At 33.9% G+C, this 26,068-nt stretch carries 37 protein-coding genes; 22 read left to right on the plus strand and 15 right to left on the minus strand.

All coding sequences use genetic code 11. The annotated features are described in order from the left end of the window. Positions 1–17: 17 nt before the first annotated feature. From ACW9W3_RS08490 to ACW9W3_RS08500, 3 genes are all read right to left on the minus strand, one after another. On the minus strand, positions 18–1,625 hold the full coding sequence (locus tag ACW9W3_RS08490; RefSeq protein ID WP_457765715.1) for a hypothetical protein: 1,608 nt from the start codon (positions 1,623–1,625) through the stop codon (positions 18–20). A gap of 51 nt (positions 1,626–1,676) precedes the next feature. Then, on the minus strand, positions 1,677–2,120 hold the full coding sequence (locus ACW9W3_RS08495) for a universal stress protein (RefSeq protein WP_457765716.1): 444 nt from the start codon (positions 2,118–2,120) through the stop codon (positions 1,677–1,679). Between the two features lie 117 nt (positions 2,121–2,237). Further along, positions 2,238–3,548, minus strand: a complete 1,311-nt coding sequence (locus ACW9W3_RS08500; protein ID WP_457765717.1) for an NAD(P)/FAD-dependent oxidoreductase — start codon at positions 3,546–3,548, stop codon at positions 2,238–2,240. 86 nt (positions 3,549–3,634) lie between these two features. Between ACW9W3_RS08500 and ACW9W3_RS08505 the strand changes: the two genes are divergently transcribed. Further along, complete coding sequence (locus ACW9W3_RS08505) at positions 3,635–3,916, plus strand: hypothetical protein (RefSeq protein ID WP_457765718.1); 282 nt, start codon at positions 3,635–3,637, stop codon at positions 3,914–3,916. A gap of 26 nt (positions 3,917–3,942) precedes the next feature. Next, on the plus strand, positions 3,943–4,317 hold the full coding sequence (locus ACW9W3_RS08510) for a ChuX/HutX family heme-like substrate-binding protein (RefSeq protein ID WP_457765770.1): 375 nt from the start codon (positions 3,943–3,945) through the stop codon (positions 4,315–4,317). 37 nt (positions 4,318–4,354) lie between these two features. On the opposite strand, the gene ACW9W3_RS08515 is transcribed toward ACW9W3_RS08510, so the two are convergent. Together ACW9W3_RS08515 and ACW9W3_RS08520 are read right to left on the minus strand one after the other, a co-directional pair. After that, a complete protein-coding gene (locus ACW9W3_RS08515) occupies positions 4,355–4,501 on the minus strand; it encodes a hypothetical protein (protein WP_457765719.1) in 147 nt (48 codons plus the stop codon). 9 nt (positions 4,502–4,510) lie between these two features. Next, the gene (locus tag ACW9W3_RS08520) at positions 4,511–5,479 is read right to left on the minus strand and encodes a 2-hydroxyacid dehydrogenase (RefSeq protein WP_457765720.1); all 969 of its coding nucleotides are present in this window, start codon (positions 5,477–5,479) and stop codon (positions 4,511–4,513) included. 52 nt (positions 5,480–5,531) lie between these two features. On the opposite strand from ACW9W3_RS08520, the gene ACW9W3_RS08525 reads away from it, so the two are divergent. Genes ACW9W3_RS08525 through ACW9W3_RS08540 form a run of 4 tightly spaced genes read left to right on the plus strand, consistent with a single transcriptional unit; the run spans position 5,532 to position 9,084 of the window. Then, entirely contained in the window at positions 5,532–5,681 is a 150-nt protein-coding gene (locus ACW9W3_RS08525; RefSeq protein ID WP_179372231.1) for a hypothetical protein, read from the plus strand. Positions 5,682–5,730: 49 nt separating this feature from the next. Further along, positions 5,731–7,641, plus strand: a complete 1,911-nt coding sequence (locus ACW9W3_RS08530; protein WP_457765721.1) for a 2-oxoacid:ferredoxin oxidoreductase subunit alpha — start codon at positions 5,731–5,733, stop codon at positions 7,639–7,641. Continuing rightward, entirely contained in the window at positions 7,631–8,593 is a 963-nt protein-coding gene (locus ACW9W3_RS08535; RefSeq protein ID WP_457765722.1) for a 2-oxoacid:ferredoxin oxidoreductase subunit beta, read from the plus strand. The genes ACW9W3_RS08530 and ACW9W3_RS08535 overlap by 11 nt, the downstream gene beginning before the upstream one ends. A 50-nt stretch (positions 8,594–8,643) precedes the next feature. Continuing rightward, positions 8,644–9,084, plus strand: a complete 441-nt coding sequence (locus ACW9W3_RS08540) for a hypothetical protein (protein ID WP_457765723.1) — start codon at positions 8,644–8,646, stop codon at positions 9,082–9,084. On the opposite strand, the gene ACW9W3_RS08545 is transcribed toward ACW9W3_RS08540, so the two are convergent. Further along, positions 9,077–9,610, minus strand: a complete 534-nt coding sequence (locus ACW9W3_RS08545) for a hypothetical protein (protein ID WP_457765724.1) — start codon at positions 9,608–9,610, stop codon at positions 9,077–9,079. The two genes, ACW9W3_RS08540 and ACW9W3_RS08545, sit on opposite strands and share 8 nt — an antisense overlap. A 98-nt stretch (positions 9,611–9,708) precedes the next feature. Here ACW9W3_RS08545 and ACW9W3_RS08550 point away from each other — a divergent pair, with 98 nt between their 5' ends. Next, complete coding sequence (locus ACW9W3_RS08550; RefSeq protein WP_457765725.1) at positions 9,709–10,035, plus strand: hypothetical protein; 327 nt, start codon at positions 9,709–9,711, stop codon at positions 10,033–10,035. A gap of 2 nt (positions 10,036–10,037) precedes the next feature. On the opposite strand, the gene ACW9W3_RS08555 is transcribed toward ACW9W3_RS08550, so the two are convergent. Continuing rightward, a complete protein-coding gene (locus ACW9W3_RS08555; protein WP_457765726.1) occupies positions 10,038–10,592 on the minus strand; it encodes a hypothetical protein in 555 nt (184 codons plus the stop codon). A 53-nt stretch (positions 10,593–10,645) separates the two neighbouring features. After that, positions 10,646–11,416 (minus strand): coenzyme F420-0:L-glutamate ligase, encoded by a 771-nt coding sequence (locus ACW9W3_RS08560; RefSeq protein WP_457765727.1) that lies wholly within the window; start codon positions 11,414–11,416, stop codon positions 10,646–10,648. 110 nt (positions 11,417–11,526) lie between these two features. On the opposite strand from ACW9W3_RS08560, the gene ACW9W3_RS08565 reads away from it, so the two are divergent. The 6 genes from ACW9W3_RS08565 (at position 11,527) to leuD (ending at position 16,699) form a co-directional block, all read left to right on the plus strand. Continuing rightward, positions 11,527–12,585 (plus strand): baeRF10 domain-containing protein, encoded by a 1,059-nt coding sequence (locus tag ACW9W3_RS08565; protein ID WP_457765728.1) that lies wholly within the window; start codon positions 11,527–11,529, stop codon positions 12,583–12,585. A 76-nt stretch (positions 12,586–12,661) separates the two neighbouring features. Beyond that, positions 12,662–12,880 (plus strand): hypothetical protein, encoded by a 219-nt coding sequence (locus ACW9W3_RS08570; RefSeq protein WP_457765729.1) that lies wholly within the window; start codon positions 12,662–12,664, stop codon positions 12,878–12,880. Positions 12,881–12,936: 56 nt separating this feature from the next. Beyond that, the gene (locus ACW9W3_RS08575; RefSeq protein WP_457765730.1) at positions 12,937–14,208 is read left to right on the plus strand and encodes a 3-isopropylmalate dehydratase large subunit; all 1,272 of its coding nucleotides are present in this window, start codon (positions 12,937–12,939) and stop codon (positions 14,206–14,208) included. Further along, positions 14,205–14,696, plus strand: a complete 492-nt coding sequence (locus tag ACW9W3_RS08580) for a LeuD/DmdB family oxidoreductase small subunit (protein WP_457765731.1) — start codon at positions 14,205–14,207, stop codon at positions 14,694–14,696. The genes ACW9W3_RS08575 and ACW9W3_RS08580 overlap by 4 nt, the downstream gene beginning before the upstream one ends. Before the next feature lies 1 nt (position 14,697). Continuing rightward, a complete protein-coding gene (leuC, locus tag ACW9W3_RS08585; RefSeq protein ID WP_457765732.1) occupies positions 14,698–16,113 on the plus strand; it encodes a 3-isopropylmalate dehydratase large subunit in 1,416 nt (471 codons plus the stop codon). A gap of 1 nt (position 16,114) precedes the next feature. Continuing rightward, positions 16,115–16,699, plus strand: a complete 585-nt coding sequence (gene leuD / locus ACW9W3_RS08590; protein ID WP_457765733.1) for a 3-isopropylmalate dehydratase small subunit — start codon at positions 16,115–16,117, stop codon at positions 16,697–16,699. Here leuD and ACW9W3_RS08595 read toward each other — a convergent pair. Genes ACW9W3_RS08595 through ACW9W3_RS08615 form a run of 5 tightly spaced genes read right to left on the minus strand, consistent with a single transcriptional unit; the run spans position 16,677 to position 19,367 of the window. Beyond that, the gene (locus ACW9W3_RS08595) at positions 16,677–17,396 is read right to left on the minus strand and encodes a nucleotidyltransferase family protein (RefSeq protein ID WP_457765734.1); all 720 of its coding nucleotides are present in this window, start codon (positions 17,394–17,396) and stop codon (positions 16,677–16,679) included. The genes leuD and ACW9W3_RS08595 overlap by 23 nt on opposite strands. 3 nt (positions 17,397–17,399) lie before the next feature. Next, positions 17,400–17,849, minus strand: a complete 450-nt coding sequence (gene rpsI / locus ACW9W3_RS08600; RefSeq protein WP_457765735.1) for a 30S ribosomal protein S9 — start codon at positions 17,847–17,849, stop codon at positions 17,400–17,402. After that, positions 17,846–18,310 carry a 50S ribosomal protein L13 gene (gene rplM / locus ACW9W3_RS08605; protein ID WP_457765771.1) on the minus strand — a complete coding sequence of 155 codons (465 nt, stop codon included), beginning with the start codon at positions 18,308–18,310 and terminating at the stop codon, positions 17,846–17,848. Before rplM ends, rpsI begins: the two co-directional genes overlap by 4 nt. 25 nt (positions 18,311–18,335) lie before the next feature. Next, entirely contained in the window at positions 18,336–18,683 is a 348-nt protein-coding gene (locus tag ACW9W3_RS08610; protein WP_082052001.1) for a 50S ribosomal protein L18e, read from the minus strand. A gap of 45 nt (positions 18,684–18,728) precedes the next feature. Then, positions 18,729–19,367, minus strand: coding sequence for a DNA-directed RNA polymerase subunit D (locus tag ACW9W3_RS08615; RefSeq protein WP_457765736.1), 639 nt, complete (start codon positions 19,365–19,367; stop codon positions 18,729–18,731). A gap of 87 nt (positions 19,368–19,454) precedes the next feature. Between ACW9W3_RS08615 and ACW9W3_RS08620 the strand changes: the two genes are divergently transcribed. The 9 genes from ACW9W3_RS08620 to ACW9W3_RS08660 are packed head-to-tail and all read left to right on the plus strand — an operon-like array spanning position 19,455 to position 24,766. Further along, positions 19,455–20,141, plus strand: a complete 687-nt coding sequence (locus ACW9W3_RS08620; RefSeq protein ID WP_457765737.1) for a ribosome assembly factor SBDS — start codon at positions 19,455–19,457, stop codon at positions 20,139–20,141. Continuing rightward, entirely contained in the window at positions 20,141–20,821 is a 681-nt protein-coding gene (rrp4, locus tag ACW9W3_RS08625) for an exosome complex RNA-binding protein Rrp4 (protein WP_048117294.1), read from the plus strand. Before ACW9W3_RS08620 ends, rrp4 begins: the two co-directional genes overlap by 1 nt. Further along, positions 20,821–21,555, plus strand: coding sequence for an exosome complex exonuclease Rrp41 (rrp41, locus tag ACW9W3_RS08630; protein WP_457765738.1), 735 nt, complete (start codon positions 20,821–20,823; stop codon positions 21,553–21,555). The genes rrp4 and rrp41 overlap by 1 nt, the downstream gene beginning before the upstream one ends. Positions 21,556–21,557: 2 nt before the next feature. Continuing rightward, positions 21,558–22,376 carry an exosome complex protein Rrp42 gene (gene rrp42 / locus ACW9W3_RS08635; protein WP_457765739.1) on the plus strand — a complete coding sequence of 273 codons (819 nt, stop codon included), beginning with the start codon at positions 21,558–21,560 and terminating at the stop codon, positions 22,374–22,376. A 1-nt stretch (position 22,377) separates the two neighbouring features. Next, positions 22,378–22,590 carry an eL43 family ribosomal protein gene (locus ACW9W3_RS08640; RefSeq protein WP_048117285.1) on the plus strand — a complete coding sequence of 71 codons (213 nt, stop codon included), beginning with the start codon at positions 22,378–22,380 and terminating at the stop codon, positions 22,588–22,590. After that, on the plus strand, positions 22,574–22,819 hold the full coding sequence (locus ACW9W3_RS08645) for a KEOPS complex subunit Pcc1 (RefSeq protein ID WP_457765740.1): 246 nt from the start codon (positions 22,574–22,576) through the stop codon (positions 22,817–22,819). Before ACW9W3_RS08640 ends, ACW9W3_RS08645 begins: the two co-directional genes overlap by 17 nt. Positions 22,820–22,842: 23 nt before the next feature. Further along, complete coding sequence (locus ACW9W3_RS08650) at positions 22,843–23,235, plus strand: prefoldin subunit beta (protein ID WP_457765741.1); 393 nt, start codon at positions 22,843–22,845, stop codon at positions 23,233–23,235. A 52-nt stretch (positions 23,236–23,287) separates the two neighbouring features. Further along, on the plus strand, positions 23,288–23,974 hold the full coding sequence (locus ACW9W3_RS08655) for an ERCC4 domain-containing protein (protein WP_457765742.1): 687 nt from the start codon (positions 23,288–23,290) through the stop codon (positions 23,972–23,974). Between the two features lie 33 nt (positions 23,975–24,007). Then, the gene (locus ACW9W3_RS08660) at positions 24,008–24,766 is read left to right on the plus strand and encodes a sulfurtransferase (protein WP_457765743.1); all 759 of its coding nucleotides are present in this window, start codon (positions 24,008–24,010) and stop codon (positions 24,764–24,766) included. Here the strand turns inward: ACW9W3_RS08660 and ACW9W3_RS08665 are convergent. Together ACW9W3_RS08665 and ACW9W3_RS08670 are read right to left on the minus strand one after the other, a co-directional pair. Beyond that, the gene (locus tag ACW9W3_RS08665; RefSeq protein WP_457765744.1) at positions 24,752–25,231 is read right to left on the minus strand and encodes an NOB1 family endonuclease; all 480 of its coding nucleotides are present in this window, start codon (positions 25,229–25,231) and stop codon (positions 24,752–24,754) included. The genes ACW9W3_RS08660 and ACW9W3_RS08665 overlap by 15 nt on opposite strands. Then, a complete protein-coding gene (locus tag ACW9W3_RS08670; protein WP_457765745.1) occupies positions 25,221–26,036 on the minus strand; it encodes an NAD(+)/NADH kinase in 816 nt (271 codons plus the stop codon). Before ACW9W3_RS08670 ends, ACW9W3_RS08665 begins: the two co-directional genes overlap by 11 nt. Positions 26,037–26,068: the final 32 nt, after the last annotated feature.

Below are 26,068 nucleotides of genomic sequence, written 5' to 3' on the forward strand. Positions count from 1 at the left end.
TATTGTGATTTAAAATATTAATTCACTCGAATTATTCCCTGACTGATCAAAAATTCAATCCCTTTTACAAAATCTCGCTCAGAAATCAAACCTTCTGACCACCAACCAGCGTTATTTTTTACCCAAATTGGAATATCTTGCGATTCTGTATAATCTGACTCTGTTACTGTGACACTCAGAATTTCTTCTTTAATTAGAAATTGAATGGATTGAACAAATTCTTGATCACCTACAATTCCTTCTGACCACCAACCAGCATTATTTTTAATCCATGATGGAACAGAGGAGTTCAATTTTTCTTGTGATGATGATTGAGATATGTTGAAATCTGCTTTTGATGTGAAAAACTCTGCAAAATTTTGTGAGTTTTGGCCAGTTAGAATTAATTTCAATTGATATTTCTCATTATTTGGAATCAAAATTGATTCTTGAATTACTCCGTATGGGAGTAGAATTCCAAGATGTTTTTGTGATGTTCCGATATTTGACCAAATCTCTTTACCTGTAGAATCCGTCATACTGTATGCAAACAGAATGTTTTCTGCAGGATTTCTATTTCCATCAAAAAACGAAAATGTGAATGGGATTTTTTTACCTGCCTCTAACTTTGAATCCCATGAGACATTTGCGGAAAAACCATTATCAAAATTAAAATCAAGATTGTGTAGATTTATTGCATCACCTGATACAATTTCGATTTTTAATGGATGATCTGAACCATGTTTACTTTCTAATAATGCTAGTTCTTCATTGGGTATGTCAATCTTAATGATGTTTTCATTTGGTGAAGAACTATCAAATTTAATTAAATCGTTTTGTAATTTGACTCCTTCTACAAACACTTCAACATCATACCCTTGATTAAATGACAAAAAATCTTTTTGCATGATGATTAATTGCTTTGTGTTAACATCGTGGTGCTGAGCATGATTATTAGCTAAATGTAATTCATATGATATCTTTGATGATGTTTCATCATAACTAAAATTTGAAATTTCACTATGGTGTGATTTAATTTCTATGGGATATTCTTGAGCATTTGCTGTTTTTATTTGAAATATTTCTTTTTGTGGGATGCTCACAAAAGTTTCAAAAAGAATGTCTTTTACTGTCATTGTTTTGGGATTTGTTGCACCAACAATTGATACTTTGACATTGTATTGCCCACTTTTATCAAAAACAGGTCCTTGAATTACTGGAAGTGATTCACCTCTTGCATAATATGCTCCTGCAATTGCATGTTTTTCACCATAATACTTTGTACATTTCCAAAGTTCTTTTTCTTGACAGTCTGTTTTTGGTTTGATTTCTAAATCTAATTTACCGTCATCATCGTAAAAATATTCATTGGCAACAAGATTTTCTTCATGGAAAATTTGAACACGATATGTTACGCTTTTGATGTTTGTATTGGTATCACTATCAAAGAATCTGATTGACAAGTTTGGATTTTTGGAATCTGAAAATGAATAATCCTCTGGAGATAATATTGTGCTTAAAGCAACTTTTAATCCATCAAAATCAACTGGTGGTGCCAAAGAACCTGAATGATGCTGTGCATATGCAGGAGAGAATGTAACTAGAAACAAAATTGCAACTATTCCTAATATCCACTTTTCAATCATTTTTTTAGATTTTCTAAAGTTATTAAAATACGATTGTAAATATGGATTTTCTTAGGGCTTTGTAGTTAAAAGGTGACAATGTGATTCATGATGGATGGTGTTTATAATGTCGTCATATAGGGACATTTCTACCATAGATAGTTTGGGATAGTCTACAATTAAGAGATCAATTTTATTCTCTTTGACATAATCAATCACCCAATGCGAAACAGAATCAGTTAACGCAAATTTTGTTTTAATGTTTATCCCTTGATCTTGAGCAATTTTTTTCCAATTATCCAACTCTGCCTTTAATTTTGTAATTTGTCCTTGAGCAATTTTTTTATCTGATTTTGTTTCAAAAAAATAGAATTTTGGTTGAATTTTATACATACATTCAATGATTGTCAAGTTTGAATCTATTTTTTTTGCTAGTTCAAGTCCTACATCAAATGATTTTTTTGTGTGGGTTGGGGTGATTATTGCAACTGCTATATTTTTGAAGTTTTTTGACATGTGTTTGTTAAGAATTGTTTTTATTTTCAAGTATTAAATTATTTGATTTGCTTTAGATTATTCAAAATAATGATAATTCTATATAATAAAAACAAGTTTAACTGAACAATTTTTTGATTATTTCTCTAATTTCTCTATGATTTCAGAAAATTTCCATGGGCCACATTGTGCATCAAGATTTTCACTTTGAAATAACCCTTTATTGTTTAGGTGATTAATGATATGTGATGCAAAGGGCAGTGCACCAGTGGCACCTGGCGAATTATAATTTAGAATATGAAATGATGCATCACCATCAATTAAAATTACATCTGGTACGAACTTTCCATTCTCATCAATTACTGACGATCTAATTCCTGCAGTCCCTTTCTCCGTAATTTTATCTGCATCAATCTTTGGTAGAAATCTTCTCACTCTGTCTATCATTGCTGATTTTGACATTGATGATTGAATCTCATTTATGGCAAGCTCTTGGAATTGTTTATCAAAAATTGCTTTTCTTGCACCAGAACCTAACATCTCTAACATCTTTGGGATAAACTCTTTGATGTTTTCTATTTTGTTGTATCCGTATGGACTAAACACAGGAACTGCATTTGGACCAATCTCACAACTTCCATCAACTCTGATTATCCAATGAGGATCTAAAAATGGATAATCTGGAAATTCTGGCACAGAGTATACACTTGTTTTAGTCAAGTGATGGTATTCTTTTGGGGCTCTCCAATATTCTCCTCTAAAATGAACATCGGTAAGTTTTTCTGCAACTCTCATGTCATGTGCTATGTTAATTGCCTCGCCTCCTGCGGCATTTATTAGAAAATTTGCAAATATTTCATGTTCACCATCTAGTGTGATTTTCCATTTGCCATTTTCTTTTTTGATTTTTGTTACCTTTGTATCTAAAATGAATTTAGTTCCACTAGATTCACTGTCTTTCATTACTGAATCTGTGAATATTGAATAATCTGTTGATCCGTCTTTGTAAACATATAGTGCTGACTCACATTTTATTTCAGGTTCGATTTTTTTTAACTCTGCACTATCCATTAGTTTGATATCTTTATCTTCTAAACCATTTTGCTTACCCCACTTTAGATATTTTTCAAGAACTGAGTGACCTTTTTTGTCCAAGGCAACTTCTATCACCCCATCTTTTTTGAATGGTAAATTTCTTAATTTCGAATATTCTTCCCACATTTCATATCCATGAAAAGCAGATTTTGCAAACAATTTTTTCTTTTCAGGATTGTACAAATATGGTGCATGAACTTTTCCTGTGTTTCTGCCACTAGTATGAAATGCAACGTTATGTTCTTGCTCAATTACTGCGATTTTTTTTGATTTGTTTATGTGTGATAGAAAATATGATATTGATGTGCCGAGAATCCCTCCCCCAATAATTATTACATCAAAATTATGTACCATTGACCTTCTTTTGATACGTTTTTCTCAATAATAAATCGAATCTATGATAATTAAGATTAATATCCAATAAAATTCCAATTAAACTTGTGTTACCTGATAGATGCTCAGTAATGGAAGAAGGAAAACAATGCGTTAATCCTCCAGAATTTATTGTATCAATTGTAGCTGATCAAGATGAATACATGTTTGGAGTCACATGCCAAAAACACAAGAATATAGTTTCAGGTAAAATTGGAATGCTTCAAAATGAAGGGAAAATCCTTGATGGTAAAATTATCTTTTCACCTGTTAAAGCAGTTGGAACTGATTGTGTACATGGTGATTCAGACGATTTTGTTCAAATTGACATGAAACCTTCTAAAAATTGAAATAATTTTGTTTTGAATAGATTATGATGCTTTTTGAATTGTTATCTGAGATAGTTGAAAATGATAATGTTTTACTCATTGTAAAAAATAATGGTGCTACAAGTGAAACTCGAAGCAATTCACTTAGTATTAGACAAAAAGAAAAATGGATCACTATAGGAGATAATGATGGTCCTGCACACATGCATGTGAATTCAGAAATAATAAAGTCTGCAAAATTTGTTCAAGATGTAAGACCTGAAAGAACAAGTTTTAGTGTACAGTTCTTTGATGACCATGGAGAACGTGTTTTATCTGCATTTTTTACAAAAATGTATGATGAGTCTAAAAAATTGATTCCTACAAGAAAAAAGGCCTATGATACATTAAACCAAAAATATTCCTCTAAAATTAAATTTTAAAAAAAACCTTGTCTGAAAAAGACAAGGAGAAAAAATACTATTCTAGTTCTTTTTTCTTCTTTTCTTTCTCAGATTGTAATTTAGCTAATTCTAATTCTTCATTAGTATGTTTGAATTTTTTCAATCTATTATTACATCGTGTTTTGAATATAAAAACCGCACATTGTTTTAGATGATCACTCAAGCGTAAAATTCAGTACCCTACTGAATAGATCGGCTTTTTTCCATTCATTCCTAAATTTAGATTTTTGACCGTAATTTGGGCCATCTTAGCCCTAGTCTCTTTTGTTGAACTTCCAATGTGTGGTGCAAGCACGACATTTTGTAATTTTGTTAATGGGTTTTTTGAATTCATTGGTTCTTCTTCAAAAACATCTAACCCTGCACCTGCAAGAATGTTTTTCTTGAGTGCTACTGCAAGATCTTTTTCATTTACTATCTTTCCTCTTGCAGTGTTGATTAGAAATGATGATTTTTTCATTTTTCTAAAAACTTTCATGTCAAACAAATGATCTGTCTCCATTGTGTGGGGAACATGAATTGATATTACATCACTTTGTGAAACTAGTTTTTCAAATGAGACATATTTTACGCCCAATATTTTTTCTTTTGACTTTGAGATGCGATTTCTATTATGATAGATAATTTTCATATCAAATGCTTTTGCTCTTTTTGCAAGTGTTCCTCCTATTCTTCCTAGACCTAAAATTCCAAGAGTCTTTCCTTGCAGATCCACTCCAACATAATCATGAGCTCCGTAGATGACTTTCCATTTACCTTCTCGAATAATTCTGTCACCTTCAGAAACTCGTCTTAACGCGTCTAACAATAAAGTGAATGCCAAATCTGCTGTTGCGTCAGTTAGTACTTCTGGAGTGTATCCTACACGAATTTTCTTTTTCTTGGCATAATTGACATCAATATGATCAAAACCTACACTGTAGGTACTTATCACTTTTAGATTCTTTGCTAAATCAATGGTCTCTTTATTGATTTTATCATATGGGAAACAGATGAGCCCATCTGCCTGTTTAATTTTTGATCGTAGCTTTGTTTGAGGAATTGGAATTTTCCCCAAATGAACTTCCACCTGGTATTTTTTCTTTAATTCTTTTAATGCAAAATCATGCAAAGTTCTAGTAAGAAAGACTTTATTTTTCATCAGTCTTGAGATTCATCTCAAACCATTTATACGATTTCTTTCTAAATGACTCATGTCTTCTAAAGCCGAAGAAGAAGAGGAAGATTTTGCCATTTGTGTAGAATGCGGTAATTCTATTGACAAATGTGGATGTGTATGTCCTTATTGTGGAGAACGCGATAAATGCGAATGTGCATTGTTTGATGCAGCTACCGGGGGTTGATCATTTTGATAATACAGAATATTATACTTCAAAGAAGAGGTAATTTACTGTGAGTACAGCAGATTTTACTTGGTTAATAGGTGGCCCACAAGGTAGTGGTGTAGAATCTGGAGCAAATATCTTCTCAAAAGTTTGCGCTGAGATGGGATATCAGATATTTGGTAAAAGAGAATTTTATTCTAACATAAAGGGTGAACATAGTTACTTTACAGTAAGAATCTGTGATAAGAAAATTAATTCAAATATTAACGATGTGACTTTAATGGTATCCTTCGATGCTGAAACAATCTTTCGTCATTATGATGAAGTAGTTTCTGGTGGAGGAATTATTTATGATTCTGATTTAGAAAAATCAAAAACTGATGATGTTCATACACTTGATGCACCATTCAAAGGAAGATTGCATCAAGAATTAAAATCAAAAAATAAACCATTTACAATTACAGGTGTTTTAGAAATTGCAAAAGAAAAAGGAGTTAAACTATATCCTGTATCTTTCAAATCAATTCTTGCAACACTTGCTGAAGAACTAGAAAACCCAAGACTCAAAGGATTGGTTAGAATGTTTAATGTGATTGGCGTTGCATTGTCTTTAGGTTTAGTACAGATGCCCCCTGACTCGCTGAACAAAACTATTGGTGATATTTTTTCAAAAAAACCAGAGATTGCAAAAATTAATCAAGAGACTGCAACTTATTCATACAATTATGCAGCCGCAAAGTTTGATTCATTTAATCATTTACTAACAGGAACTGAAAAAGAACCTGACACAATTCTAGTTCAAGGTTTTCAGGGAACAGCATTGGGTAAGATGGCATGTGGTTGTAGAATGCAACCGTACTATCCAATTACCCCCGCATCTGATGAATCAGTATTTCTTGAATCAAATGAAATAGTTGAAGTTACCGGTGATAGATTGGGTTCAACTGCAGTAATTCAATGCGAAGATGAAATCTCTGCAATGGGAATGACTATTGGTGCGGCATTAACTGGAACACGTGCTGCAACATGTACTTCAGGTCCAGGGTTTGCACTAATGACTGAAATGTTGGGGTGGGCTGGAATGAATGAAGTTCCTGTAGTAATTACAAATTACCAAAGAAGTGGTCCTTCAACTGGACTTCCAACAAGACATGGTCAAGACGATTTACTCTTTGCAATATATGCAGGCCATGGAGATTTTCCAAAGATTGTTTATGCGTCAGGTGACATTGAGGAGAGCTTTTACGATACTGGTAATGTTTTTAATTATGCCGATATTTTCCAAGTTCCAGTAATTCACATGATGGATAAATTCCATGCAAGCTCTGTAATTACTTGCAAAAGATTTGATCCTACAAAAATTACAATTAATCGAGGTAAATTATTAGAAAAAATAGACGGTGAGTATAGACGATTTGCATTTACTGATGATGGAATCTCTCCACGTTCTAGATTGGGATTGGATAATGGTGTATTTTGGAATACAGGTGATGAATCAGATGAATTCGGTCACATTACAGAAGATCCGATTTTACGTGTAAAAATGATGGATAAAAGAATGTCTAGGCTAGATTTAATTCTAAAAGAGATTCCTCAATCAGAACAAGCATTATCATTTGGAGTTGAAGAGCACACAATTATTTCATGGGGCTCTGCCAAAGGTCCTATTCTTGATGCCATTGATATGCTAAAAAAAGAAGGAATCTCAATTGGTTATGTTCAAATCAAATTGATGAATCCATTCCCAGCTGAATATGTGACAGAATTGCTTAAAGATGCAAAGACCATAATCGACATTGAAGCAAATCATTCTGGACAACTAGGAAAACTATTCAAACAAAACGTAAGTCGTGATATTGATTACTTCATCTTAAAATACTCTGGAAGAGCAATGACTAGTACTGAAGTTTATGATTCACTTAAAAAAATCGTTGAAGGAAAAGCTGACAAACGGGAGGTCTTAATGCATGGCGCTTAAACTTGCTGACTATAAGACCGATGTACACAATGACTGGTGTCCTGGGTGTGGAGATTTTGGAATTGTAAATGCAATACAGATGGCCTTAGCTGAGATGGGGATAGAGCGAGACAAAGCAACAATCTTTTCAGGAATTGGTTGTTCAGGCAAAACATCACATTTTATCAACACTTATGGTGTTCATACACTACATGGACGTGTTTTGACATTTGCACAAGGTGCAAAGATTGCAAATCCTGAAATGACAGTAATTGCAGCTGGTGGAGATGGTGACGGTCTTGGAATTGGTGCTGGACATTTTGTAGCAGCTGGTCGACGTAATGTCGATATGACTTACATTATTTTTGATAATGGTGTTTATGGGTTGACAAAGGGACAGGCATCTCCTACACTAAAACTAGGAGAGCAGACAAAGTCATTGCCTTCTCCAAATACAAATTTCAATGTTAATCCAATTGGTCTTGCAGTTGCAAGTGGTTTTACATTTGTTGCACGTGGGTATTCTTATGATATTAAACATCTAAAAGACTTGATAATTCAAGCAGTAAAACACAAAGGACTATCTTTTTTGGATGTGCTGCAACCATGCCCTACTTACAATGATATCAATACAAGAGATTGGTATGCCGGAACTGATCTAGTTGATGAGGCACAAAAAAGACATTCGAGAATTTACAAACTAGAAGAGCAAGGATATGATCCTGTTGTACATTATGATTCAGTACCTGAAGTAAATGAAAAATTATCTCAATCTCTCATTAAATCACTAGAGTGGGATAATAAGATTCCAACTGGAGTCTTTTACAAAAATGAATTAATCTCACCTTACACCCAAAGGCTACAAGACAAGATTCCAAACTATTATGAAAACCCACCTGCAAAACAAAACATTTCCCAAAATGGTAAACCAATCACTGATATTTCTGCAATTTTAGATTCCCTGCAAGTATAATTCTCACTTTAAACCTAACAAGTTATAGGCAAGTTTCATAGTAGTGTATTTTGCATTTGAATATTTACGAGGCAAATAAAATATTTCGAAAATCAATTATCAAGGGGTTCTTTGAACCCCAACTACTAAATCTTGATTTTAAAAAGTCTGCAATAAAACATCCTTTAATTAATGATGATGGTCTCATGCAGTCTGATTTACTTCATGTTTTCTTCGACGTAGATACGGGATGTGATTATCCTGATGGAGATGAATGGTTTATTGTGGAGTTATTATTTCCCCATGATGTATCTCTTCCTGATAATTTGAAAGGTGCTGATTATTTTACAACTCTCTCAGTCGAAGAGGGTAAAACATTTTGGCATCATCGTGAACTAATTCGCTTCAAATATGGAAAATCAAAAAAACTTGATGATGCTTTAGAATTTCTTGAGTCAAAATACAAAGAACTTCATGAATTACTAGAACCCTTGCAAAAAGATCTTAAATAATTTCTTTCCAAGCAGTTCCACTAAAAATAAATTGTTTATTTTCAGATGATGCAGTATCTAGTCTCCATCTAATTGATTTTGAATCAAACTTGTAGATGATTTCTGAAATTTCTGAAGGAAGTTTTTGAGGATCAAGATGATGTGGAATTAATTCTAAAACAAAATCTATCTTTTCAATTGCATTATCGAACCATTGTTTATCGTCCACATCTACACTGAAAACAATTCTAGGATTTCCTGCAAAATTAATTTTAACCTTTAATGCATTACCACTACCTCTTCTCCTCTTCATCTCCTTGAAAACTGATTTTACATTCTCCCATCGTTTAAAGTCAAACCATTGAAAGAATTCTTCATTAAATGCAAGTGGAATTTCCATTTCTAGTGAACTTACAAAATCATCGTCATCTTGTTCAATCTCATCTTGAATAATTGTAAAATGTGAGTTTAGAAATCCATAAAGTACTTCGATTTCCCACGGAGAAATTCCATAATATGTTAGTGTTGTTTTTAGTGCATCTACCATACTGTGAATTCTAAAAAATTGTAATTAAAGCTTCAAACCTTGTAAAATGGGACAAATTGACCTTAAAATTAAAATTACATGGATGAATTTCTATATTTATGAAGAAAGAATTTGTAGTAAAAAGTATTGATTCAGCACCTGATGGGGCACCATATGTTGTAGTATCACTATCATCCATTAAAGATCTTAAAGAATCCACTCAAAATCCTCCATCTCCTTTTGGCACTCCTAAAGTCATGGGATTCTCAAACATGAATGACATGATGAAGGATCTTAACAAAATGATGTCTGGAATGGGTGGTGGAATGGGAATGCAAGGTGTAACTCAATTAAAACTTGAAATGCATGAATACAAAGAGATGGGTCTATCAGTTGGAGATAAAGTCTTTTTGGAAATGACTAAAGCTGAAAGTCTGGGCGTTTAAATTTACCAGATTGTGTTAAAATATTTCCAACCATAAAATGCAGCAATAGTTCCAATTACAAATAACATTGGTTTCCATGCAAATACTGGGATGCTTGGTGTTGCAAGTTTGACTTTATAATTATCTGCAATTGCATTGACATTTTTTTTAATTTTATCATGCCAAAAACTGTACTCTATATGATATTTTTTTAGAATCTCTTCTACTTCGTAAACCACTGGGGTTCTCTGTGAGAATAAATGTTGAAGATAATCTCTTGATACTTCAACTTCGGCATGAATTCCGATTAACCCTTTTTTCAGATCAACCATTCTGATGTGCATCTCCCATGGTTTTTTTAATTTTAAATTTAGGCCACTTCCGATTTGCCCTGGTTGTTTATGTTCAAGTTTTACTTTGGTAAATCCTTCTTCAGTAAAGATTTTCATTAATTCTTCAAAACTATTCTTTACTACTACGTGAAGTTGTTCAACTCCATGTTTACTGTCAACATCAATTTTATGTTTTAATCCATCAAGAAATGAAACTGTCTTTGGGTATGTCGTAAGATACTCCATTATTTTTCCACCAGAAAACCTCTATTTAAAGCAGAACCAAAAAACCCATATTGTTATGGTGTATTTGCTAACCCTCTAACATAGACGCACTGATCTGGGGATATTGCCATCTCTGAAGGACTGATCTTTCTATCAGTAAGTTTAGCTTCTGAGTTTCTAACTATTGCAAATGGTTTTGATTCTCCGCCTTCACCCATTTTGTAATTGGCAATTGTTGCAATGTTATCAACTACTGCTTGAAATGTAACCTTTAGTGGATTGCCATCTAAATCTTTTTTTGCTCTCATATCTAAAACTGGCTCAATACCTGCACAAGCAACTGCAACGCCAGAAGTTCCAATTCTTGCAGGCATTAATCTACTATCTACAAGAATTATTCCGACATGAATTAACATTTTTAAGAAAATCTTTCTGCGAATTTGTTCTGATATGAGATAGGGATTTTGAGGATAAAGAATTGCTTTGCCTTTTTTTGCATTAGATTTGTCAATGCCTGCATTTGGTGCCATAATGTTGTCTGCTGATGTAATCACAAATCCTCCTATTCCGCCAAAGATTTTGTCTGATTCTCTGATAATAATTTCTGCAATTTCAGGTTTTAATTGATATTTTTTTGAAATCGTTAATCCTTCTTCTGATATTTTGATTTTTGAAAGATCTATAATCCTTCCTTGTGAGTTTGAAATGTATTTTGTAGAAATTACTAAAACATCACCTTCTTGTAATTTTGTATTGTTTTTTTCCAAAGTTTCAAGTAATGCCTCAAAAATATCAAATGATTCTTGCTTTCTTTCAGCTAAAAGTGGTAAAACTGTCAATTCCATGGTATTTCCAAAACTCTGTTTCTTTTTTATTGTTATGAACAATGTTTTCGAAAGATAAAATGATAATCAAATATGCTATTAGTTATTTATGACAGAAAAAAAGCACACTTGTGAAAAATATTCCAAATCCTGATGAAATAACTCCTCTTGAATGGCTATCGATTAATCAATTTCTATATGAGATTAAGCAGATTAACTCTCCTTGCATCTCAGTGTATTACCCATATGGAAAGGGACCTGAAACCATATCTTTACTTGAGGAAACGAAACGAAATGAGTCATTTGAAAAAATTGAGGCAAAAATTGAAAAGAAAATATTCCAACTCAAAGAAAATCCTGTTTCTGCTGGTAAATTAACAAAAACGTTGTGTATTTTTGGATGGATAGAAAATAACAAGGTACACATCAAAGTGATTGGAACTTCAAAAAAACTTCCATATATCTACATGGCAAGTAAAAAGCCGTTTATCAAACCATTCAAGGATATTCTAAAAACCAATCATAATGTTTTGCTCATTACACTAGATCAAAAATCTGCAAGAATACAAAAATTTTATGGGAGCCAGATTGTTTTAGAATCAAAACTTAGAATTGACTTGCAAGGGAGACACCGAAAGGGAGGACAAAGTCAAGGTAGATTTCTTAGGGCAAGACAAACCAAAATTCATGTTTTCTTTAAAAAAATTGCAAATAAAGTCAGAGAGATGGATTCAAATTCAGATTTAATTCTGTTAGGTGGAAATGGTTCTGCAAAAACAGAATTTTATGGAGAACTTAATTCAGAGTTGGCAAAAAAATGCAGATTTGTTGAAAACTTGTCTTTTTCTACATCAAACAAAGAAATTGAAAAGAAACTAATTCATCATCTTTATCAGCACAGAAAAAAATATGTTGCAGAAATTATTGAAACATATGAAAATCTAGTCAAACAAGGGCTTACTGAAAAAAGAAATGACGTAATTTTCAAGGCTTTGGAAATTGGAGCAGTAAGTACTCTAATCGTTTCATCCAATTACTACACTGATTCTCAATTTAAAAGAATTCTAAAGATGTTAGAGATTGCAAAAAATACTTCATGTAAAATAGAATTTGCATCTTCCCAAAAAATCATCCAAAAATTAGAACTTGATGATTCTGTTTTGGCAATATTAAGATACAAAATAAAATAATTTTTAAAATTTGAATTTAATTTTTTTGTAATGATTTGATAGTGATGCTTTTAGATCATTAAATCAAAAAACATTCATGACTGATTGTGTACAAACTTGGAGAAGAAAATTACGAATTAAAGAATTAGCAAATATTGCAAAAGAAAAACTAGAATCAGGCATAGAAATTAATGTTGTTTACGACCTTTTAGATGAAATAATGGTTTCCAAATGGAGATCAATTCCTACTACTAGGCGACAGTATCTTGAATCTGTAAAGCAAGTTCTAGTAAATCAGAATGTACTTACTAAATGATCTGAAACTTAGAGATTCTGTAAAGCTTTTAATCTGTAGAGCTGGCTTTTTGAAATATGAATATAGTTGAGAAGATTCTTGCACGTGCATCCGGAAAGTCTTCAGTTGCGCCTGATGATGTAATTTTTGCCAATGTTGACAAGGCCATGGTTCATGATGTCTCAGGACCTGGTGTAATCAAGGTATTTGAAAAACTAAAGAAACAAGGGATTTCAGTTGATAAATTATGGGATCCAACTAAGGTTTGGGTAGCAGAAGATCATTTTGTGCCTTCAGCAGAAAAAGTATCGGCTGAAAATATTGTGAAACTATCAAAATTTACTAAACAATATGGAATTGAAAAACATTTCAAGTATGGTATGGGACAGTACGGGATTTGTCACACTATTTCTCATGAGGAGGCAATGGTGTTGCCCGGTGAGGTCTATGTTGGTGGTGATTCACATACAAACACTACAGGTGCATTAGGTGCATTTGCATGTGGATTGGGACATACTGATGTTGCATATGTTTTACTTAATGGAAAGATTTGGTTTAAGGTTCCTAAAACTATGTACTTTAAGCTAAATGGAAAACTGCCCGATCATGTGATGGCAAAAGATTTGATTCTAAAAATTATCGGTGATATTGGAACTGATGGAGGTGCTTACAAAACCATGCAGTTTGGCGGTACTGGAATTGATGAAATGTCAGTTGAGAGTAGATTAACAATGTGTAATATGACTACAGAGGCTGGTGCTAAAAATGGAATTGTAGAGCCTGATCAAAAAGTAGTTGATTATCTCTCAAGCCGTGGAGCCACTAATTTTAATTTAGTAAAAGGAGATGATAATGCAGAATATTCCAAAGTCTTTGAATATGAAGCATCAGAGATGGAGCCCACAGTAGCAAAACCATTCTCTCCTGAAAATATTTCAATTGTAAGAGAAGCTCCTAATGTTGAATTGGATAAATCATACATTGGTTCATGCACTGGTGCAAAATATGAAGACTTGGAAGCTGCTGCAAAAATTCTCAAAGGTAGGACCGTTAAGATTAGAACAGAAATTTTGCCTGCAGCAATTTCAATTTACAAACGTGCAATGGAAAATGGATTATTGAAAATATTCTTAGATGCTGGTGTCACAGTTGGGCCCCCAACATGCGGTGCATGCTGTGGTGCTCACATGGGGGTCTTGGCAAAAGATGAAATCTGCATCAGTACTACTAATAGAAATTTCCCAGGAAGAATGGGGCATGTTGAATCTCAAACATACCTTGCTTCTCCACTAGTTGCAGCAGCATCTGCCGTTACTGGCAAAATCACTGATCCGAGGGATTTGAAATGAAAGGAAACATCATAAAATACGCACAAGATAACATCGACACTGATGTAATTATTCCTGGCCAGTATCTAAAAGTGCACGATTATGCAGAACTTGCAACACATGCAATGGAAGGATTGGATCCTAATTTTCATTCCAAAGTAAAAGAAGGTGATTTTATTTTATCTGGTAAAAATTTTGGTTGTGGTTCAAGTCGAGAACATGCCCCGATTGCCTTGTCTCATTCTGGAATAAAGGCTGTACTTGCATTATCCTTTGCAAGAATTTTTTACAGAAATGCAGTAGATGGTGCATTTTTGTTACCCATTGAAATTGATCAAGATGCATATGATGGAATCTCCGAAGGAGATGAGATAGACATTGATGTTTCTGCAAATGAAATTAAAAATCTCACAAAAAACCAGACATACAAAATGAAACCATTTTCAGAAATTATTGGAAAAATTATTGCTGCAGGTGGTCTCTTCAAGTACAAGCCAGACCAGGATTAAAATGGGAAAAACACTTTTTGAAAAAATTTGGGAATCCCACGTCATAGTTGAAAAACCAAATAATCCTTCTTTAATCTACATTGATAGACATTTGGTTCACGAAGTAACATCTCCACAAGCTTTTGATGGATTAAGACTCAATAATAGAAAGGTTCGAAGACCAGATCTTACTATAGCTACTATGGATCATAATGTCCCAACAAATGATAGATCTCTTCCAATTTTGGATCAAACATCTGCAATTCAAATTCAAACTCTGGAAAAAAATTGTAAAGATTTTGGAATCACTTTATTTGATATTAACAGCCCCAATCAAGGAATAGTTCATGTGATTGGTCCTCAATTAGGAATCACTTTACCTGGCTCCACAATAGTTTGTGGAGATAGCCATACATCAACTCATGGAGCATTTGGAGCACTAGCATTAGGTATTGGAACAAGTGATGTTGAACATGTCTTGGCATCACAAACTATGTGGCTAGAAAAACCAAAACCCTTTGAAATCAGAGTAGAGGGAAAAAGAAAGAATCCTCGTGCAGTTACTGCAAAAGATATTGTTCTCTCAATTATCAAAAATATCGGTACTGGGGGTGGTACAGGCACAGTAATTGAGTATAGGGGAGAGGGAATAGAGGATCTTTCCATGGAACAAAGAATGACTATTTGCAATATGTCCATTGAGGCAGGGGCACGAGCAGGTTTGATTGCACCTGATGAGAAAACATTTGATTATCTTAGAGGTAGAAAATACACTCCAAAAAATTATGAATCTCTAGTTGAACAATGGCGTGAACATCTAAAGACTGACAGTGATGCAACATTTGAGAAACAATTTATTTTACATATTGATGATATTGCACCACAAGTAAGTTGGGGAACAAATCCTGGGATGACTTGTGATGTAACTGAATCAGTTCCATCCCCTGATGATTTTGCAAAAGGTGATCCTAATCAAAAGAAAGGTGCAGAAAAAGCCCTTGATTATATGGGCCTCAGACCGGGAACTCCAATTGAAGATATTAAAATTGATAGAGTGTTTATTGGTTCGTGCACCAATGCAAGATTAGAAGATCTTATTGAAGCATCAAAAGTTATCAAGGGACAAAAAATTTCACCTGACGTTAGAGCAATGGTGGTTCCAGGTTCTCAAATGGTAAAAAAACAAGCAGAAGAAATGGGTCTTGATAAAATTTTCATTGATGCTAATTTTGAATGGAGAGAAGCAGGATGTAGCATGTGTCTTGGAATGAATCCTGATATATTATCTCCTGGTGAAAGATGTGCGAGTACATCAAACAGAAACTTTGAAGGAAGACAAGGAACTGGTGGGCGAACTCACTTGGTTAGTCCCGTTATGGCAGCAGCTGCTGCAATAAATGGACACTTTATAGATGTGAGGAAATTGGATTTGAATTAAAATGGAACCCTTCAAAAACATCTCAAGCATAATTACTCCGCTAGACAAAGTAAATGTGGATACTGATCAAATTGTTCCAAAACAATTCCTAAAATTAGTACAAAAATCCGGCTTTGGAAAATTCTTGTTCTTTAATTGGAGGTATGATGAGGCAGAAAACAAAAAACCTGATTTTGTCTTAAATGATTCAAAATATGATGGCTCTCAAATCCTAGTTACAGGAGATAATTTTGGGTGCGGTTCTAGTCGTGAGCATGCTGTTTGGGCTCTAAAAGACTATGGTTTTTCAGTGATTATTTCACCCTCTTTTGCTGATATCTTCTTTAGCAACTGCTTCAAAAATGGACTTTTACCAATTTCTCTTGATGAAAAAACAGTTGATCTTCTACAAAAAGAAACAGATCCAATCAGTGTTGATTTGGAAAACCAAACCATCAATACTTCCACTCAAGAAATTCATTTTGAGATTGATTCTCACATGAAAAAAATCCTCTTAGAAGGATTAGATGATATTGCTCAAACATTTCAATACGAAGACAAAATTACAGAGTTTGAAAAAAATTCTAAAATCCCATCTGTTTTATAATCTTCTTTACTGTTTTCTCATTTCTCTCTAAAACCATTGGGGATTCTGCATCAATCCATTCTGCTTCTCCAATGTCATATGCGCTAATTTTTCCTTCCTTTGATAGTTGTTGTAAAATATCAAATGACAAATTGATCTCTTTTTGTTTTGACTTTGCCTTTATTCTTTTAATCACATCAGAGCCTAACATGTAGATTCCTAGACATTCTGAGAGTTGTAATTTCATTAATGGTTTTTCTCTGAATTCTTTAATTATTCCATCTTCAACTACTGCAAACCCTGTTTCTTCTTTTCTTTTCGTTCTTGTTGCAATGCATGCCGTACTTTTTTTATCCATAAATTGCTCATACATTTTTTTTAGATTTATGGCACACAAATTATCTACAAACCACAAGACAAATTCCGATTCACCTTTGAGTTTATTTTCAATGTGTAGTAAATCTCCCCCTGTACCGCTTTGTGAGTCTTGAACAAATGTGATGCCTTTTTGATTCTCATAATAGTTTTTGATCTGACCTCCTAACCCTGTAAAATCAGAAATTATGATTACTTCTTTTATGAAACTAAATGTTTTTAGATATTTTATAACAAAATCAATTAGTGGTTTTCCATCAATTGGCGTCATTGCCTTTGGAAAGTACTCGGTGTATGGCTTGCCTCTAGTTCCTTTGCCGCCAGCTAAAATTATGGCCTTCACAGTCTAACGGTATGATTTTTGCTTTCTTCTTCTTGCACCAGGTCCGCCAAATTTCTTTGGTTCTTTCTGTCTGGCGTCTCCACTGACTAGGTATTTGTCAAATTCAGTGATTCGTTTTCGAAGATCATCTCTAGTAGATTTTGGAAGTGGATGTTCTTTTGGTTCTTTCTTAGACTTGGTCCATCCAATTAGTGCTCTGGTAATTCCAGTTGCAGTTGCACTGGCTTGACCCATAAAACCTCCGCCTCTAACTCTAACAGAAATATCAATTTTGTCCCTCAAATCACCCGTAATTTCTAGTGGTCCTAAAATTACTTCACGTGCAGTCTCTTGAGGAATCATCTCTACTGGAACATTGTTAATTCTTACTTTGCCTTTTCCTTTAGTAATGTACACATGGGCACTAGCTCTTTTTCTAGTTGCAAAATAAATTTCAGTTTTTGGAGTTGTCATTCAGTCCACCCAATCACTCTGCATAATTCGCCCAATGTTGTATAGTTTGCTGCAGTTCTTTTAATTATTGCTTTCTCAAATTGAATTTTTTCAAGTGATTTAATTTGTTTTGGAGAGCCAATGTATGTTCTTAATCTTTGATATGATTCTTTTCCAGATGGTTTTCTATCAAATGGTAACATTTGACGAATCATTTTTGCAATCAAAGTATCGGGCCTTCTATAGTGGACCGGTCCATGTTTGTAATTGATAATACTGTTAATCTCTAAAAATTCTCTATACTCTTTGATTTGGTTTGCTCTTGTGCCGCTCATCATAATTTTTTCACAATTGACAACTGAAACCCTGTTTCCTTGAATGAGTAATTTTGCAACATAAGATGATAGTCTTCCTGCAATGTGATTTGTTGCATCTACAACAATTGGTCTGTCTGTTCTAACAACTGTTTCTTGTTTAGACATTCTTGTGGATTTGTTTATTCTACCATTAGCCAAGTAGTACAACTCCTTTTCCTGTTGGGTTTTGCTCAATCAAATCTGAATAACTGATAATTTTTCCACCTTTTTCTATGATTTTACTTGCAGCAGAATTTGAAATTGCAAATGAGAATAATGTAATTTTGTGAGGAACAATGCCTGTTCCAAGAACTTTTCCTGGAAATACTACTGTATCATTTTCTTTTGTTAATTGACCGATTCTATTCAAGTTTAGATCTCTTCTTGCTATGGATGGCTTTAATGCATATTCGGCTAATTTTGCCCAAATTGGAGCATCATTTTTAGCTGATGCTTTTTTAAGATCTTTTGCCATGCGTATAACTACTTGATTAGTCATGTGAATAATCCGCCTTGAAACCCAAATATAATGTCTATGCTTATTTTACTCTTGAATCTGGTCAATCGTTTCTTTGAATTGACCTAAGTTGTTGCTAACTTCATCTACTCCTGCAAGAATAATTTGCTCAGGATTTAATGATCCTGTTGACTCTACTGTGAGAATTTTTTCATCTTCTTTATCCGTGTCAATAATTGTAGAAATATTTGCAGAATTCCATTTTGCATGTTCTGTTCCACGTCCAAGTCTTGCATAACATTCAATTTTGATTCGTTGACCTGGAGCTAATTGGACAATAGGGATTTTGTCTGAAACTGGTTTTATTGACTCATCCTCAGAAGATAACTCATTTGAAAGGATGGTTCTTGTGACGTCCGAGTCGCCAGAATCTAAAACTAACATTACTCTACAATTTGTACATCCGGTTTCACTTTTACAATCACATTTTGATGGTTCATTAAATCTACTCAAATCTGTCTTTAAAGGAATTAATCCTAGTCTGTGAGCAAGCCCTTCATCCGGTAGCACCGAAGAATTTTCAAGTATGTCAACCGTATCAATAGCAAATACTGGTACACCATTAAGACATACACGTCTGAGTGCATTTGCATATTGCAATGGTACTCCTTTTAGCTTTACAGCTATTTTCTGATTATCTTTGCTAATTACCTCTAAGGATGACAAATCTTGTAAAAAATCTTCAAAGTCCACATAAAAATCTAGCTAGTTTTACGTATAGATAAATACCAAATTATCGTAGATGTTTTAGACATGGCAGATTATACCTTGGTTAGATACTCCTTTGAGGGAGAAAAGTTTGAAATTATGGTAAAGCCAGATCCTGCTTTAGATTATCGGTTAGGTAAGAAAAAGGATATATCATCAATCTTAGTCTCTGATGAAATTTATACTGATGCTAGTAAAGGTACCAGGCCCACTGCTGAGAAATTACAGCATGCTTTCAAAACTGAAGACTCAGCAGAAATTGCTGAGATAATTCTCAAGAAAGGAGATTTGAATCTCACAACTGATCAAAGAAAAAAAATGATTGAAGAGAAACGAAAACAGATTGTAACCTTTATTGCTAAAACATATGTCGATCCTAGGACTCATCTTCCACATCCCCCATTAAGAATCGAGCAGGCCATGAAAGATGGTAGAGTATCAATTGATCCTCACAAAACTGTAGATGAACAGGTAAAAGATCTAGTTGAAAAACTGCGTTCTATAATTGCTCTAAAATCTGAGAATCTTAAATTAGAAATTACAATTCCTGCACAATATGCATCTCAATCTTATGCAGTTTTAAAATCAGTAGGTTCTCTTTCCAAAGAAGAATGGCAAAATAATGGTTCACTAAAAGCAATACTTGAAATACCCGCTGCAGCAAGGCCAAACGTGATTGATAGATTGGGCTCTATAACCAAAGGTTCTGCTACAGTTGAGGTAATGAAATAATGGATAATAAAAGAAAATACGTTATTCCAGGCGATGTAGTAACTACAGGCCCATTTAGACCTGAACAAAATGTAGAACTTCAAGGAAATAAGATAATCTCAACTACTATTGGAATTTCTGAAATTTATGATGATTCAGTTAAGGTGATCCCACTTACCGGAAAATATATTCCAAAAATCAATGATTTAGTTATAGGTAAAGTAATTTCTCATACTTCTCTTTCATGGGAGCTTGACATTAATTCATGCTATGTTGGATTCCTACCTGCCCAAGATGTATTTGGACGAGACTTTTCTGCTCATGCCGATGAACTTTCATCCAAACTAAAGTCCGGTGACTTGGTTGCAGCAAGAATTGCAAATTTTGATAGAACACGTGATCCACTAGTTACAATTTCTGATAGAGATTTAGGTAAAATTGATACTGGAGACTTGGTAAAAATCTCTCCAAGCAAGGTTCCACGCCTAATTGGAAAAAGAGGCACTATGATCCAGATGATCGAGATGGCAACTGATGCTGCAATTACAATTGGTCAGAATGGCTGGGTGGTTGTTTCATGCGAGTCTCCCGAGGGATTATTAAAGGCTAAAAAGGCAATCGAAATGGTTAATGAAAAAGCACATGTTGCTAATTTGACTGATCAAGTGAAAGAAATGTTAGAATCAAAAGGTGAATCATAATGGGCGGAAGAGACGCAACAATGGTCCTATTGGACGAGAATGGTATACGTTGTGATGGCCGTAAAGTAGATGAGCCAAGACGAATAATGATTAAAGCTGGAGGACTTAAAAATGCAGATGGCTCTGCTTACATTGAATTTGGTGATAATAAAATACTAGTTGGTGTTTTTGGCCCAAGAGATGTTCACCCAAAACATATGTCAAATACTGATACTGGGATTTTAAGAGTTAGATATCATATGGAGCCTTTCTCTGTTGGAGAAAGAAAAAACCCTGCTCCTTCAAGAAGAGAGATTGAAATTTCCAAAGTAATCAAAGAAGCATTAGAACCTGCAGTTATGCTAGAAAAATTCCCAAGAACTGCAGTTGATGTTTTCATTGAAGTTTTACAAGCCGATGGTGGAACTCGTTGTGCTGCACTTTCAGCAGCATCAGTTGCACTAGCCGATGCTGGAATTCCAATGAGAGATATGGTTGCAGCTTGTGCAGCAGGAAAAGTTGCAGATACTATAGTTTTAGATGTTAACAATGAAGAAGATCAGGCAGGTCAAGCAGATATGCCAATTGGTTATATGCCCAGTCTTGAAAAAATTACATTATTACAATTAGATGGTGTTCTTACTCCTGAAGAATACAAAAAATGTGTTAAAGTTGGAGTTGATGGATGTAAAATTGTTTATGAACTTCAAAAGAAAGCACTTCAAGACAAATACTTTGGAAACGGAGCCGATTAAAAATGACATCTACCTCTGTCCTTGACGATCTAAAGAAATCCCAAATTCTTCAGTTACTTGACCAAGGAAAAAGAGTAGATGGTAGATCTCTTGATGAACCAAGAGAAATTAGAATTGAAACAAATGCTATTCCAAAAGCAAACGGTTCTGCAAGAGTTTTTCTTGGTGATACAGAAGTAGTTTGCGGAGTAAAAATTCAACCAGATAGACCTTTTCCTGATACTGGTGACAAAGGTCTTTTCATTTGTACCGCTGAACTTTTACCACTTTCACATCCTACTGTAGAAACTGGACCTCCACAACCACACGTTATTGAATTAGCAAGAGTTGTTGATAGAGGAATTAGAGAAAGTCACATGGTTGATGTTTCGCAATTAGTAATAGAGAAAGACAAATCAGTTATCGGTGTTTTTGCTGACAATGTTGTAGTTGATTATGATGGAAATCTCTTTGATGCTTGCTCTTATGCTAGTGTAGCTGCATTACTTACCTCAAAAACTCCAAAATGGAATTGGGTTAATGATATGCCTGCACTTGTAGAGGGTGAAGACACTCCCTTACCAATTACTACAATCCCAGTATCTGTAACTATGGGAAAAATAGGAAACCACATTATTGTTGATCCAAATGGCGATGAATGGGAAAGTATGGATGCTAGAATTACAATTACTACTGATGGCGATGGAAATATCTGTGCATTACAAAAAGGTGGATTTGATGGATTCACACAAGAAGAAATTAACCAATGTGGTGAAATTTCAGTTAGAGTAGGTGCAAAAATAAGAGAAAAATTAAAACAAGCCCAAACGGCAGGTCAATAAAATGGCAAAAGCAAAAAAATCACTTAAAGGATTGGGAGCTCGTTACGGAATTAAGCTTAGAAAACAATATACAAAAATCCATCTCCAACTCAAAGAAAAAAGAACCTGTCCTGAATGTGGCTCAAAAACTTTTGGTAGGGATGCTGTTGGTATCTGGTCTTGCAAAAAATGCAGCTATAAAGTAGCCGGAACTGCATATGACATTAAACTTTAGTGCAAAAATCATAGTTGATGCAAAAGACAAGAGTAAGGCAATTTATGATTCTGTAAATACTGATAACGAATTTTATCCTGAAAATCCTGTAAAAACCAAGATACTGTTTAATGGAAAAATTGAGATTACATCTGAATCCCCACAACTAACTCATCTCCGAGCAAATCTTAATTCGACTCTTAGACTAATCCAGGCAAGTTATGATTCAATTGAATCGGTAAAGATATAATGAAACAAAATTTTTGATTAGTTATGTCATCACCACAAATGCCTCCGTGGCTTCAAGAGCAAATTATGAAACTGCAACAATCTCAACAGAATCTTCAAGCAGTTATGACACAAAAACAACATCTTGAGATGGAAAAAGCAGAAACAGCAAAGGCATTAGATGAATTGAAAAAAGTTACAGATAGTGATGCCGTCTTTAAACAAGCTGGAACTGTTTTGATAAAATCAACCAAACAACAACTAATTGATGAATTAGAAGAGAAAGCAGAAATGGCAAAAACACGTGTAACTGTACTTGATAAACAAGAAGAACGTCTTAAAGAATCTCTTAAAGAACAAGAAACAAAAATTACCGAAATGATGAAAGGGGGTTCAGAAAATCCCGCACCACCAACAGAAGATAATCCTAGAAAATAATCTTCCATACCATTTCACATAAGATATTAACAATTCATTCCAAATACTATTTGTGAAATTAGAGAATCTTCGAATTATTGTGGATGAGAGGGAACGTAAAAGTGGAATTCCTGAACTCTTAAAATCCGTTGGAATGAATCTTGAGATGAAAACACTTCCTATTGGTGATTACATTGTTGCTCCTGAAACAATTATTGAACGAAAAAGCATTCGTGATCTAATGGCTTCTGTATTTGATGGAAGACTTTTTGATCAATGTTCAAGATTAAAGGAACATTTTGAGAATCCTATTGTTCTCATGGAGGGAAATGTAGATGAGATTGAAGAAATTACTGAAAATCCTTTGATTTTCTATGGTGCAATTTCTACAGTAGTTCTTGATTTTAAAATTCCAGTTATTCCTACTCCGAGTGCTGCACACACTGCTAAATTATTGGTATCGATGTGTTCTAGAAAAGAATCCCACAAAGGACCCTATCTGAAAAAAATAAAAAAATCATCTGATCTAGAACGGCAACAATTATCATCACTTTGCAGTTTACCTGGAATTGGAGAAAAATTTGCAGTTAGAATGCTTGAGAAGTTTGGAACTCCACTGAAAGTTTTTACTGCGACAACTGCTGATTTGGCAAAAGTTGAAGGATTAGGGGAAGCACGAGCAAAGAAAATAAAAACCGTTCTTGATTCAAAAAGTAAACATCTGAAAAAATCTAACCAAAAAACTTTACATGATGAATGATACAAATTAATAATTTAGAAAAGATGAATTATCATGTTAGTAACAGTTGATTGGCTCAAAGAACATCAATTTGATCCTGAAGTTGTGATTATAGATACCCGTCCAAAAACAATGTTTCTTTATGGGCATCTTTCAAATGCTCAATCTCTTTCAATAGAACAGGTAATTCGATTTGATGAATTTGGCTCTAATTTGGTAATTGAACAAGAAAAAATCATTGAACTCTTTAGCAATATGGGAATTGATGAAACAAAAACTGTCATATTAATTGGAGATGCTATGGATCCATCTGTTGCAAGAATTGTTTGGACATTTTTATATTATGGACATGAAAAAACATACCTTCTAAATTCAAATTCATCTGATTTACAAAAACATGGATTTGAATTAAAGCGCCAAACAACAATTCCAAAATCTACAAAATTTACTCCAACAATAAATGACAAAATTCGAATAGAATCTGACTTTCTAAAAGATCATTTGACTAGTTTTGAAATTTTAGATGCACGAAGTCCTCAAGAATTTATGGGTGGGCATCTGCCCAACTCAAAACTTATTCCATTTACTGAAGGTATTGGCTATGATGGAAATTTATTTCGCACCAAAGAATTTCTTGATGATTTATTTTTACAAAATAATGTCTCAAAAGACAAAGAGATAGTTTGTTATTGCATGCATGGACACCGGGCATCAAATCTATTTTTACAACTCAAAATTGCAGGATTTGAAAACATAAAACTCTATGATGGTTCATTTGCAGAATGGAATGGAAAAAAATTACCCCTTGAGTAATTTTCTCTTTAATGGAGTTCCGCACATTGGACATTCGCTCCCTGATTGATGGTTTGTTCTACATCCAGGACAATAATGAACCCATTTTCCAACATCAGTAATGCCTTGAGTCATTATTGGCGATATTTTCAAACCTATATTTCTTGCAACATTTGAAATTGCAAAATCGTCGCTAATTATCTCTCCATTTAGTTCAATACACAATGCAATTATCGATACATCTTGTTTTGATAGTTGCTGATAGTCTCCAGTATCCCTTGCAGCTTTTACAGCTGCTACCGTTGATTCCTTGTCAGGCTCTCGAATTTTTAATCTATTTGTTTCAAGTAAAGTTCCAAGTGCATCTTGATTTTTTTTAATATGTTTTATTTCATCATATACTAGAGAAGTTGTGTAACAATCATCTGCTGATCCAAATGGAACCCCTGCATAAAATGCACTAGCGTCTAAAATTCTAAAATCCAAGTTTACTCATTTGCCTTAGCCCCCGTTTTTTTAATCTAACAAAGACTGCCGGTTTGTTGTATTTTTTGATAATGATTGGTTCTTCATAACCTGCAGTTTTGATCACTTGTGCATCCATTGCAATGTTGCAATCATGCGAACAACTTATTTCAATTTTCTCATCTGGCACTACAATTGATGCTAATCTGTATACTGGTGCGACAGGTGTGATTATTAAAACATTCAAACTTTCATGTAAAATTGGACCTCCTAATGAAAATGAATGACCTGTTGATCCACTAGGTGTTGCAATGATTACGCCATCCATTTTTTGTGTTACTGTATCATTTTGAAATTTGATTTCAATCTGTGCAGTTTTAGTCAAGTTCACTCTACTGATGTATATTTCATTTAATGCAGGTGGGAATTCTACTCCCCCACATGATGCCACTACTCTAATTCGTTTATCTAAAAAGAAATTATCTTTTAAAATTTGATTTATCGCATCATCTATTTCTTCAATTGTGATTTCAGCTAAAATACCTCTGTTACCCCCTACGTTTATAGTCAAAATTGGTGTCTCATTTTGGAGATTTCTAAAAACTCTGAGTGTTGTACCATCGCCCCCAAGGGTAATTACTAGGTCTAGTTTTATTTTTTTTAATTCTGATAAATCTTCAATCTCTATTGCCCCTTCGACCTCGATTGGAGAAATTGTATATACTGTAGAGTTTTTTGCCAAAAACTTTTTTACGACATCCTTTGCAGCCTTTTCTGAATCTTTTGAACCTACTTTACTTACCACTGCAACTTTTTGAAGCTTCAAGCAGTTCTACTGAATTCCATTGTACTTAAAAA

Source organism: Candidatus Nitrosopumilus sp. bin_68KS (assembly GCF_054095825.1).

What these genes read in the sequence shown, in the direction of transcription:
- ACW9W3_RS08490 (WP_457765715.1), bottom strand. Translation starts at nt 1,625, where the DNA reads ATGATTGAAAAGTGGATATTAGGAATAGTTGCAATTTTGTTTCTAGTT.
- ACW9W3_RS08495 (WP_457765716.1), bottom strand. Translation starts at nt 2,120, where the DNA reads ATGTCAAAAAACTTCAAAAATATAGCAGTTGCAATAATCACCCCAACC.
- ACW9W3_RS08500 (WP_457765717.1), bottom strand. Translation starts at nt 3,548, where the DNA reads ATGGTACATAATTTTGATGTAATAATTATTGGGGGAGGGATTCTCGGC.
- ACW9W3_RS08510 (WP_457765770.1), top strand. Translation starts at nt 3,943, where the DNA reads ATGCTTTTTGAATTGTTATCTGAGATAGTTGAAAATGATAATGTTTTA.
- ACW9W3_RS08520 (WP_457765720.1), bottom strand. Translation starts at nt 5,479, where the DNA reads ATGAAAAATAAAGTCTTTCTTACTAGAACTTTGCATGATTTTGCATTA.
- ACW9W3_RS08525 (WP_179372231.1), top strand. Translation starts at nt 5,532, where the DNA reads ATGTCTTCTAAAGCCGAAGAAGAAGAGGAAGATTTTGCCATTTGTGTA.
- ACW9W3_RS08535 (WP_457765722.1), top strand. Translation starts at nt 7,631, where the DNA reads ATGGCGCTTAAACTTGCTGACTATAAGACCGATGTACACAATGACTGG.
- ACW9W3_RS08545 (WP_457765724.1), bottom strand. Translation starts at nt 9,610, where the DNA reads ATGGTAGATGCACTAAAAACAACACTAACATATTATGGAATTTCTCCG.
- ACW9W3_RS08550 (WP_457765725.1), top strand. Translation starts at nt 9,709, where the DNA reads ATGAAGAAAGAATTTGTAGTAAAAAGTATTGATTCAGCACCTGATGGG.
- ACW9W3_RS08555 (WP_457765726.1), bottom strand. Translation starts at nt 10,592, where the DNA reads ATGGAGTATCTTACGACATACCCAAAGACAGTTTCATTTCTTGATGGA.
- ACW9W3_RS08560 (WP_457765727.1), bottom strand. Translation starts at nt 11,416, where the DNA reads ATGGAATTGACAGTTTTACCACTTTTAGCTGAAAGAAAGCAAGAATCA.
- ACW9W3_RS08570 (WP_457765729.1), top strand. Translation starts at nt 12,662, where the DNA reads ATGACTGATTGTGTACAAACTTGGAGAAGAAAATTACGAATTAAAGAA.
- ACW9W3_RS08575 (WP_457765730.1), top strand. Translation starts at nt 12,937, where the DNA reads ATGAATATAGTTGAGAAGATTCTTGCACGTGCATCCGGAAAGTCTTCA.
- ACW9W3_RS08580 (WP_457765731.1), top strand. Translation starts at nt 14,205, where the DNA reads ATGAAAGGAAACATCATAAAATACGCACAAGATAACATCGACACTGAT.
- leuC (WP_457765732.1), top strand. Translation starts at nt 14,698, where the DNA reads ATGGGAAAAACACTTTTTGAAAAAATTTGGGAATCCCACGTCATAGTT.
- leuD (WP_457765733.1), top strand. Translation starts at nt 16,115, where the DNA reads ATGGAACCCTTCAAAAACATCTCAAGCATAATTACTCCGCTAGACAAA.
- rpsI (WP_457765735.1), bottom strand. Translation starts at nt 17,849, where the DNA reads ATGACAACTCCAAAAACTGAAATTTATTTTGCAACTAGAAAAAGAGCT.
- rplM (WP_457765771.1), bottom strand. Translation starts at nt 18,310, where the DNA reads ATGTCTAAACAAGAAACAGTTGTTAGAACAGACAGACCAATTGTTGTA.
- ACW9W3_RS08610 (WP_082052001.1), bottom strand. Translation starts at nt 18,683, where the DNA reads ATGACTAATCAAGTAGTTATACGCATGGCAAAAGATCTTAAAAAAGCA.
- ACW9W3_RS08620 (WP_457765737.1), top strand. Translation starts at nt 19,455, where the DNA reads ATGGCAGATTATACCTTGGTTAGATACTCCTTTGAGGGAGAAAAGTTT.
- rrp4 (WP_048117294.1), top strand. Translation starts at nt 20,141, where the DNA reads ATGGATAATAAAAGAAAATACGTTATTCCAGGCGATGTAGTAACTACA.
- rrp41 (WP_457765738.1), top strand. Translation starts at nt 20,821, where the DNA reads ATGGGCGGAAGAGACGCAACAATGGTCCTATTGGACGAGAATGGTATA.
- rrp42 (WP_457765739.1), top strand. Translation starts at nt 21,558, where the DNA reads ATGACATCTACCTCTGTCCTTGACGATCTAAAGAAATCCCAAATTCTT.
- ACW9W3_RS08640 (WP_048117285.1), top strand. Translation starts at nt 22,378, where the DNA reads ATGGCAAAAGCAAAAAAATCACTTAAAGGATTGGGAGCTCGTTACGGA.
- ACW9W3_RS08645 (WP_457765740.1), top strand. Translation starts at nt 22,574, where the DNA reads ATGACATTAAACTTTAGTGCAAAAATCATAGTTGATGCAAAAGACAAG.
- ACW9W3_RS08650 (WP_457765741.1), top strand. Translation starts at nt 22,843, where the DNA reads ATGTCATCACCACAAATGCCTCCGTGGCTTCAAGAGCAAATTATGAAA.
- ACW9W3_RS08660 (WP_457765743.1), top strand. Translation starts at nt 24,008, where the DNA reads ATGTTAGTAACAGTTGATTGGCTCAAAGAACATCAATTTGATCCTGAA.